General features: G+C 73.0%; 10 protein-coding genes. 7 read left to right on the top strand and 3 right to left on the bottom strand.

The genetic code is table 11. From position 1 onward, the window contains the following. The 4 genes from ACFQ3T_RS33085 to ACFQ3T_RS33070 all read left to right on the top strand — a co-directional run. The coding region (locus tag ACFQ3T_RS33085; protein ID WP_380729497.1) for a DAK2 domain-containing protein at window positions 1–192 on the top strand (192 nt) is incomplete at its 5' end. Next, window positions 189–878, top strand: a complete 690-nt coding sequence (gene dhaM / locus ACFQ3T_RS33080) for a dihydroxyacetone kinase phosphoryl donor subunit DhaM (protein WP_380729495.1) — start codon at window positions 189–191, stop codon at window positions 876–878. The genes ACFQ3T_RS33085 and dhaM, both read left to right, overlap by 4 nt. Window positions 879–1,012: 134 nt before the next feature. After that, window positions 1,013–2,791: a 3-hydroxyacyl-CoA dehydrogenase family protein gene (locus tag ACFQ3T_RS33075; RefSeq protein WP_380729493.1), complete on the top strand. Its 1,779-nt coding sequence runs from the start codon at window positions 1,013–1,015 to the stop codon at window positions 2,789–2,791. Between the two features lie 58 nt (window positions 2,792–2,849). Then, on the top strand, window positions 2,850–3,428 hold the full coding sequence (locus tag ACFQ3T_RS33070) for a DUF3558 family protein (RefSeq protein WP_380729491.1): 579 nt from the start codon (window positions 2,850–2,852) through the stop codon (window positions 3,426–3,428). A 192-nt stretch (window positions 3,429–3,620) separates the two neighbouring features. On the opposite strand, the gene ACFQ3T_RS33065 is transcribed toward ACFQ3T_RS33070, so the two are convergent. After that, window positions 3,621–3,827, bottom strand: a complete 207-nt coding sequence (locus ACFQ3T_RS33065) for an FmdB family zinc ribbon protein (protein ID WP_380729489.1) — start codon at window positions 3,825–3,827, stop codon at window positions 3,621–3,623. Then, on the bottom strand, window positions 3,776–4,249 hold the full coding sequence (locus ACFQ3T_RS33060) for a hypothetical protein (RefSeq protein ID WP_380729487.1): 474 nt from the start codon (window positions 4,247–4,249) through the stop codon (window positions 3,776–3,778). The genes ACFQ3T_RS33065 and ACFQ3T_RS33060 overlap by 52 nt, the downstream gene beginning before the upstream one ends. Window positions 4,250–4,301: 52 nt before the next feature. On the opposite strand from ACFQ3T_RS33060, the gene ACFQ3T_RS33055 reads away from it, so the two are divergent. Next, window positions 4,302–4,595, top strand: a complete 294-nt coding sequence (locus ACFQ3T_RS33055; RefSeq protein ID WP_380729485.1) for a hypothetical protein — start codon at window positions 4,302–4,304, stop codon at window positions 4,593–4,595. A 54-nt stretch (window positions 4,596–4,649) separates the two neighbouring features. After that, entirely contained in the window at window positions 4,650–5,417 is a 768-nt protein-coding gene (locus tag ACFQ3T_RS33050; protein ID WP_380729483.1) for an alpha/beta hydrolase, read from the top strand. Here the strand turns inward: ACFQ3T_RS33050 and ACFQ3T_RS33045 are convergent. Then, a complete protein-coding gene (locus tag ACFQ3T_RS33045; RefSeq protein WP_380729481.1) occupies window positions 5,393–5,923 on the bottom strand; it encodes a GNAT family N-acetyltransferase in 531 nt (176 codons plus the stop codon). The genes ACFQ3T_RS33050 and ACFQ3T_RS33045 overlap by 25 nt on opposite strands. A 38-nt stretch (window positions 5,924–5,961) precedes the next feature. On the opposite strand from ACFQ3T_RS33045, the gene ACFQ3T_RS33040 reads away from it, so the two are divergent. Next, window positions 5,962–6,672 carry an alpha/beta fold hydrolase gene (locus ACFQ3T_RS33040; RefSeq protein ID WP_380729479.1) on the top strand — a complete coding sequence of 237 codons (711 nt, stop codon included), beginning with the start codon at window positions 5,962–5,964 and terminating at the stop codon, window positions 6,670–6,672. Window positions 6,673–6,843 lie beyond the last annotated feature (171 nt).

The raw sequence follows: 6,843 nt of genomic DNA, 5'->3' as shown, positions 1-6,843 counted from the left end.
AGCGGCGCGGGGGTGGCCGACGCGCTGCGCGCGGCGGCCGACGCCGGCGAGCTGGGCGCCGACTCCACCGTGCCGATGGTGGCGCGGAAGGGGCGCGCCTCGTACCTGGGCGAGCGCAGCGCCGGTCACCTCGACCCCGGTGCGCGCTCGACGTCGTTGTTGCTGCGGACGTTCGCCGGGCGGGCCCGGTGATCGGGCTCGTGGTGGTGTCGCACAGCCGGCAGTTGGCGCTGGGCGTGGCCGAGCTGGCCGGGCAGATGGCGCCTACGGTCGCGATCGTGCCGGCGGGCGGTGACGGCGCGGGCGGGCTGGGCACCGACTACGTGGCGGTCGGCGAGGCCATCGCGCGGGCCGACTCGGGTGACGGGGTGGTCGTCTTGTTCGACCTGGGCAGCGCGAAGATGGTCGCCGAGATGGCCGCGGAGGAGGCGGACTGCTCGGTGGTGGTCGTGGACGCGCCGCTGGTGGAGGGCGCGGTGGCGGCGGCCGTGCGGGCTCAGGGCGGCGCGCGGTTGGCCGACGTGGCGGCGGCCGCGGCGAACGCGGCCAGGTCGGCCGGCGTTCCGGACGACTCGTCGGAGCCCGTGCGGCCCACGTTGCGGCTGGTGAAGGACGCCGTGCGGGCGGAGGTCGAGCTGACCAACTCCGTGGGCCTGCACGCGCGCCCGGCCGCGTTGGTGGTGCGCGCGCTGGACTCGTTGGACGCCTCGGTGGTGGTGCGGTTCGGCGAGCAGGAGGCGGACGGGAAGAGCGTGCTGGCGCTGATGGGGCTCGGCGCGCCCGGAGGCGCGCGGATCGAGGTCGTCGCCACCGGTGCGGACGCCGCGGAGGCCGTGCGGCGGGTGGAAGGGCTGGTGGCGCGCGACTTCGACGAATGAGCTGGTGAGACGACGCTGGACCGATTACTTGCTCGATACCGATGGTGAAGCTCACGCGAACGACGCGTGACCGCCGTGGGATAGTCGCGACAAGTTACCGTCCGGTAGCCACTCCGGTGAGTGGGAGGTCAACAGTGACGCGCCAGTTCAACACGGTCGGAGTCGTCGGTCTCGGCACGATGGGCGCCGGTGTCGCCGAAGTACTCGCCCGGACCGGCGTCACTGTCGTGGCGGTGGACGTGGACGAGGCCGGCCTGGCCCGCGGGCGCGGCCACCTCGACCACTCGACCGACCGCGCGGTGGCCGGCGGCAAGCTGTCCGCGGCGGAGCGGGACGCCACGCTCGCCCGCATCTCGTACGCCACCTCGCTGGACGCGCTGGCCGGCGTCGACCTCGTCATCGAGGCCGTGCCGGAGCGGATCGAGCTGAAGGCCGCCGTCTTCGCCGAACTGGACCGGATCTGCGGCCCCGACACGGTGTTCGCGTCCAACACGTCGTCGTTGTCGATCACCGAGATCGGTGTCCACACAGGACGTCCCGGCAAGGTCGTCGGCCTGCACTTCTTCAACCCCGCGCCGGTGCTGAAGCTGGTCGAGGTGGTGCGGACCGTCGTCACCGAGCCCGACGTGGTGACCGACGTGGTCGCGTTCGCCGAAGGGCTGGGCAAGACTCCCGTCGTCATCGGCGACCGGGCCGGGTTCATCGCCAACGCGCTGCTGTTCGGCTACCTGAACCACGCCGTGCGCATGTACGAATCCCGTTACGCGACAAGGGAAGACCTCGACGCGGCCATGCGCTACGGCTGCGGCTACCCGATGGGGCCGCTGGCGCTGCTCGACCTGATCGGCCTCGACACCGCGTACGAGATCCTCGACACGATGTACCACCAGTCGCGCAACCGGCTGCACGCCCCCGCGCCGCTGCTCAAGCAGATGATCACCGCGGGGCTGCTGGGCCGCAAGAGCGGGCGCGGCTTCTACACCTACGACGGGCCGGACTCGCCGGTCGTCGTGCCGGACGTGCACACGCCCGTCGCCGCCGCGGACGCCGCGCCCTCCCGCGAGGTCCAGCGGGTCGGCGTGATCGGCACCGGCACCATGGCCACCGGCATCGTCGAGGTGTTCGCCAAGCGCGGCTACGACGTGGTGCTGCGGGCGCGGTCCGCGGAGAAGGCCGACGCCGCCGTCGCCAAGGTCCGCAAGTCGCTGGACAAGGCCGTCTCGCGCGGCAAGCTCGCCGAGGCCGACCGGGACGCGGCGCTGGCCCGCGTCACGCCCGCCGTGGAGTTCTCCGACCTCGCCGACTGCGACCTGGTGGTCGAGGCGGTCGCCGAGGAGCTGTCGGTCAAGAAGGCCGTGTTCGAGGCGCTGGACGAGGTGTGCAAGCCGGGCGCGGTGCTGGCGACCACGACGTCGTCGCTGCCCGTGATCGAGTGCGCCGCCGCCACCGCGCGGCCCGGCGACGTCGTCGGCCTGCACTTCTTCAACCCGGCGCAGGTAATGAAGCTGGTCGAGGTCGTGGAGACCATCTCGACGTCGGCGGACGTCGTCGCCACCGCCCGGCGCGTGTGCCTCGACCTGGGCAAGGTGCCGGTGCACTGCGGCGACCGGGCCGGGTTCATCGTCAACGCGCTGCTGTTCCCGTACCTGAACGACGCGGTGAAGATGCTGGAGGCCCACTACGCGTCGGCCGACGACATCGACAACGCGATGAAGGTCGGCTGCTCGCTGCCGATGGGGCCGTTCGAGCTGCTGGACGTCGTCGGGCTGGACGTGTCGCTCGCCATCGAGCGGACCCTGTACCTGGAGTTCCGCGAGGCAGGCTTCGCCCCCGCGCCGCTCTTGGAGCACCTGGTGAAGGCCGGGCGACTGGGCCGCAAGACCGGCAAGGGCTTCCGCGACTACTCGGCCTGACGGGCGGTTACGCGGCCTGATGGTGTGACGGGATTCGGGGTTTGGCATCGTGGGCACCATGCGGCGTGTGGTGATCTCGCTCCTGGTGGCGGTGTTCGGTCTGACGAGCGCCTGTGCGTACACGGTGAACGGCACTCCGGTGGCCGAGCAGCTGCTCGACGTCGACCCGCCGTTCACCTCGGCGCAGCCCACGCCGACGAAGACGGGTCAGCCCTCCGGGGAGCCGTCCGAGGTCGGTGACATCTGCCAGTTGATCGGGTGGGGCGACCTGCCCTACGACGTGCCGGACAAGGACGCGGAACCCACCGACACCGGGTACGACGAGTCGTTCGACCAGTCGTGCAAGTGGCAGACGTCGGTGGGGACGCTCGACGTCGGCGTCACCCTCCGGTTCCGGGAGGGGCGGGCGATCACGCTCGAGCAGAGCAACGGCGAGTTCGACCTGCCGGACCGGAAGGTGAAGTACTTCGACCGGACGACGGACACGTCGGTGCAGCCGTCGTGCGTGCTGGTGATGGACTACGCCGGTGGCGGCATCGGGATCATCGTGATCGACGGCTCGGCCCGCTTCGGCGCCATCTGCGAGCAGGGCAAGAAGGTCGCCGAGGTGCTGATCTCCAAGGAACCGACCAGCTAACCCCCACCCCCGCAAGCGTCCGCCCGCCTCCGCTGACGACGCGCCACAGGCAACGGGCGCCAGCTGACTGCGCGCGGGTGTCCGGCGGCGGGCTCGGGCTCGCCGTGGGCGTGCGGGGCCGGCCGCGTCGGATGCGGCGCGGCCGGTGTGGGGGTCGGGTGAGATCGGTCAGTCGGTCAGTCCGTCAGTCGGTCAACTGCAGCAGCCGCCGCCGCAGCACCCGCCGCCGCCACCGCCGGCGGGAGCGGAGGCTTTGCCTCCCAGGCCCGCCATGGACAGGAGCTTCACGGTGTCGTCGTGGCCGTTCGGGCACGGCGCGGGGGCGGCGGAGTCGTCCATCGACCGCTTCACGTCGAAAGTGGACCCGCACGCCTTGCATCGGAACTCGTAGGTGGGCACGTCGTGCATTCTCCCCGGCGCGACGGGCCGAGCACCAGCAAGGGCACCCCTATTGCCGATACCGCCGCGAGCGCCGTCAGCACCGGCAGGCCGTGGACCCAGCCGAGGCCCGCGGCGGCCACGTGGGTGCCGGTGAACGTGACCGCCCACGACCGCGAACCCGGCCGCAGCCACGCCACCGCCAGCGCGGAAATGGCGGTGACCAGCAACAACATGGTCGTGCCGAGGAGGACGCCTTGGCGCAGGCCGAAGGGTTGGCCGACCGGCACGTCCGGGTGGTCGAACGGGGGACCGGCCCGGTCGGGTGGCGGGACGTCCGCCAACGGCGGCTCGAACAGCAGGCCACGCACCACCGGCAGTAGCGTCACGGTCACTTCGGTCATCAGAAGCAGGGTTAATATGACCCGTTGCCACTTGCTCACCCAGTGGACCGTAGGCGATCACTCAGGGCAAGCCCGGATACCCTCGCTCCCCGTGCCCCGCCGTAATCGCCCGCAGCGCCCCCCGGAGCCGTCACCCATCGGTGGCCACGGCTGGGCGCGTGCCGAGAGCGGGCCGGACGGTGAGTGGATGGTGCGCACCGTCTCCGGCGCCGCCACCACCAAGACCTACCGCTGTCCCGGCTGCGACCACGAGATCCGGCCCGGCACGGCCCACGTCGTCGCCTGGCCCGCCGCCGACTACGGCTCCGTCGAGGACCGCCGCCACTGGCACCAGGGCTGCTGGTCGTCACGCGGACGGCGCGGCCCGACGTCCCGGCGCTGGTGACGCTCACGGTGACGGCGAGTGACCGTGAGCCCACGCCGGCCGGCGGGTGGCACGATGACCGCCGTGGGTGACGACGTCCCGATCAGAGCCAACACCGTGCTCCCGGCGCGCCGGGAAGCGGTGACGTTGCGGACCGCGGACGGGCTCGCGCTCGTCGGCGAGCTGGCGCTGCCGCAAGACCGGGAGCCCCGGGCCACGCTGGTGCTGCTGCACCCGCTGCCCACGCACGGCGGCATGATGGACTCCCACCTCTACCGCAAGTCGGCCTGGCGGTTGCCCGCCCTGGCCGGCCTCGCCGTGCTGCGGTTCAACACACGCGGCACGGCCAGTGAGGCCGGGCGCAGCGAGGGCGAGTTCGACCACGCCGTCGGCGAGCGGCACGACGTGGCCGCCGCGTTGGCGTTCGCGGCCGAGCGCGGCTTGCCCTCGGTGTGGCTCGTCGGCTGGTCGTTCGGCACCGACCTCGCCCTGATGCACGGGTGCGACCCGGTGGTCGACGGCGCCGTGCTGATCTCACCCCCTCTCCGGTGGAGCGGTCCCGAGCACCTGCGGACCTGGGCGCGTGCGGGCAAACCGGTGGTGTGCCTGGTGCCGGAGTTCGACACCTACCTGCCACCGGCCGAGGCCAGGCGGCGGTTCGGCGCGGACATCCCGACCGCGGACGTGGTCGACTTCCCCGGCGCCAAGCACCTCATGGTCGGGCACGCCGAGGAGGTGCTGGACGCGATCGTGTCCGCGGCCGTGCCCGAGGTGCCCACGCCGTTGCCGCGCACCTGGTCCGGCCCCCACGAGCAGCGTCACGTGGCCATCGTGGCCTCCTGATGCCGCCAGACCAGCACCGGACCCTCGACGGTCCCGCTGTCGCCCGCGTGCGCGAAGCCCAGCTTCTCCGCGACGCGCTGGGAGGGCGCGTTGCCGGGGTCGGTGATGATCACCACCGGTCGGTCCGGCCGGGCCCGACCCGCCCAGTCGATGGCCGCGCGTGCCATCTCCGGCGCGTAGCCGCGACCCCAGTGCCGGGGGCGGAACCGGTAGAACAGGTTGAACGTCGGCTCCCCGTCCAGCACGTGGTGGCGCAGGCCGCCGAAGCCGACGACCTCCCCGGTCTCCGGCAGCTCCACCGCCCAGTACCCGATGCCGTCACGGGCCCAGTGGGCCTGCCACTCCACCAGCATCCGCGCCGCCTGCTCCGCGGACGGCGGACCGGCCGGGTTGAAGCGGTTCGTCGCCGGATCGGACAGCACGGCGATCGCGGAGCGCACGTCACCCGGGCCGACTCGCCTGAGCAGGAGGCGGTCGGTGCGGATCTCGTCCGGGGCGGAGGTCATGGGGGCGACGGTAGCCACGGGGTACGACAATTCCGGGTGTGGAAACTGCCCCGCTCGTCCTCCTGCACGCCTTCCCGTTCGACTCGCGCCTGTGGGACGGCGTCCGTGACCTGCTGAAACCCATCACGCCGGACCAGCGCGGCGGCGATCGCTCACCCGATCTGGTGACGATCGCGGACGACGTGCTGCGGTTGCTCGACGAGCGCGGGATCGAGCGGGCGGTGCTGGGCGGCTGCTCGATGGGCGGGTACGTGGCGATGGCCGTGCTGCGCCGCGACCCGTCGCGGGTGGCGGGCCTCGTGCTGGCCGACACGCGGGCCGGTGCGGAGGCGGACGAGGTGCGGGCGAACCGGCTGGGCATGGCCGCGCGGGTCGAGGCGGAGGGCGTCTGGTGGTTGCCCGACGCGGTGACGGTCGGGTTGCTCGGGCCGCGGCCGGACGAGGCCGTGGTGCGGCGGGTGCGCGAGTTGATCCTCGGCCAGGACCCGGCGGAGGTGGCCTGGGCGCAGCGCGCGATGGCGGCGCGGCCGGACTCGACCGACGTGCTCGCCGACGTGGACGTGCCGGCGTTGGTGCTGGTGGGGGAGCACGACACCCTCACCCCGCCCGCCCTGGCGCGCGAGATGGCCGACGTGCTGCGGCACGGCGAGTACGTCGAGCTGGCAGGCGTCGGCCACCTGACGCCCCTCGAAGCCCCGGACGCGTTCGCGCACGCGGTGCTCGACTGGCGACGGCGCGCCGGCGTCTGACGGCGCCGCCGCCGAACAGCCGCGGGACCTAGCGCTTGCCCGCCTGAGCCTTGGGGTTCGGGCGGGCCATCTTCTGCGTGGGACCGTCCGGACCCGGCGCCGGGCTCGCACCGGAAGCCGGAGCCCCCGAGGCCGGAGCCCCCGAGGCCGGAGCCCCCGAGGCCGGAGCCC

It is taken from the genome of Saccharothrix hoggarensis (assembly GCF_042678885.1).
Taxonomy (GTDB): Bacteria; Actinomycetota; Actinomycetes; order Mycobacteriales; family Pseudonocardiaceae; genus Actinosynnema; species Actinosynnema hoggarensis.
The sequence above is the reverse complement of the archived record's forward strand: the minus strand, read 5'-3'. Positions and strand labels throughout refer to the sequence as shown.